This is a genomic window from Comamonas sp. 17RB (genome assembly GCF_030056555.1).
In the GTDB taxonomy this organism is placed as follows: Bacteria; Pseudomonadota; Gammaproteobacteria; order Burkholderiales; family Burkholderiaceae_C; genus Comamonas; species Comamonas terrigena.
This window is the reverse complement of sequence record NZ_JASHHY010000019.1, coordinates 1-1,816: the sequence shown is the minus strand read 5'-3', so window position 1 is coordinate 1,816 and position 1,816 is coordinate 1. Positions and strand designations below refer to the sequence as shown.

Below are 1,816 nucleotides of genomic sequence, written 5' to 3'. Positions count from 1 at the left end.
ACTACCTACTTGGCAGTCAAAGTTATAGGGTCAAGCCGCTCGGGCAATTAGTACTGGTTAGCTTAACGCATTACTGCGCTTCCACACCCAGCCTATCAACGTCGTGGTCTACAACGACCCTTCAGGGGGCTCAAGGCCCCGGCAGATCTCATCTTGAAACGAGTTTCCCGCTTAGATGCTTTCAGCGGTTATCTCTTCCACACGTAGCTACTCGGCAATGCCACTGGCGTGACAACCGATACACCAGAGGTGTGTCCACTCCGGTCCTCTCGTACTAGGAGCAGGCTTCCTCAAATCTGCAACGCCCACGGAAGATAGGGACCAAACTGTCTCACGACGTTTTAAACCCAGCTCACGTACCTCTTTAAATGGCGAACAGCCATACCCTTGGGACCGACTACAGCCCCAGGATGAGATGAGCCGACATCGAGGTGCCAAACACCGCCGTCGATATGAACTCTTGGGCGGTATCAGCCTGTTATCCCCAGAGTACCTTTTATCCGTTGAGCGATGGCCCTTCCATACAGAACCACCGGATCACTATGTCCTGCTTTCGCATCTGCTCGACTTGTCAGTCTCGCAGTTAAGCACGCTTATGCCATTGCACTATCGTCACGATGTCCGACCGTAACTAGCGTACCTTCGAACTCCTCCGTTACGCTTTGGGAGGAGACCGCCCCAGTCAAACTGCCTACCATGCACTGTCCCCGATCCAGATAATGGACCTAGGTTAGAACCTCAAACGCACCAGGGTGGTATTTCAACGTTGGCTCCATGTGATCTAGCGACCACACTTCAAAGCCTCCCACCTATCCTACACAGATCCGTTCAAAGTCCAATACAAAGCTACAGTAAAGGTTCATGGGGTCTTTCCGTCTTTCCGCGGGGAGATTGCATCATCACAAACATTTCAACTTCGCTGAGTCTCAGGAGGAGACAGTGTGGCCATCGTTACGCCATTCGTGCAGGTCGGAACTTACCCGACAAGGAATTTCGCTACCTTAGGACCGTTATAGTTACGGCCGCCGTTTACTGGGACTTCAATCAAGAGCTTGCACCCCATCATTTAATCTTCCAGCACCGGGCAGGCGTCACACCCTATACGTCCACTTTCGTGTTTGCAGAGTGCTGTGTTTTTATTAAACAGTCGCAGCCACCGATTTTTTGCAACCCCGTTTAGCTCCATTTGTACAACTTCACTTACTAGGGGCATACCTTCTCCCGAAGTTACGGTATCAATTTGCCGAGTTCCTTCTCCTGAGTTCTCTCAAGCGCCTTAGAATACTCATCTCGCGCACCAGTGTCGGTTTGCGGTACGGTCGTCAATAGCTGAAGCTTAGTGGCTTTTCCTGGAAGCAGGGTATCACTCACTTCATGTGCAAGCACACTCGTTATCACCCCTCATCTAAGATCCCCGGATTTGCCTAAGGACCACGACTACAGGCTTGAACCAACATATCCAACAGTTGGCTGAGCTAACCTTCTCCGTCCCCACATCGCACTATTGATCGGTACAGGAATATTGACCTGTTTCCCATCAGCTACGCATCTCTGCCTCGCCTTAGGGGCCGACTCACCCTACGCCGATGAACGTTGCGTAGGAAACCTTGCGCTTACGGCGAGCGGGCTTTTCACCCGCTTTAACGCTACTCATGTCAGCATTCGCACTTCTGATACCTCCAGCACCCGTTACCAGGCACCTTCACAGGCTTACAGAACGCTCTCCTACCACGTGCAATAAATTGCACATCCGCAGCTTCGGTAACTGGCTTAGCCCCGTTACATCTTCCGCGCAGGACGACTCGATCAGTGAGCT

1 rRNA gene is annotated in these 1,816 nt (G+C 51.9%); it reads right to left on the bottom strand.

From position 1 onward, the window contains the following. Nucleotides 1–26 precede the first annotated feature (26 nt). Nucleotides 27–1,816 (bottom strand): 23S ribosomal RNA (locus QM470_RS21365); the annotation flags it as partial.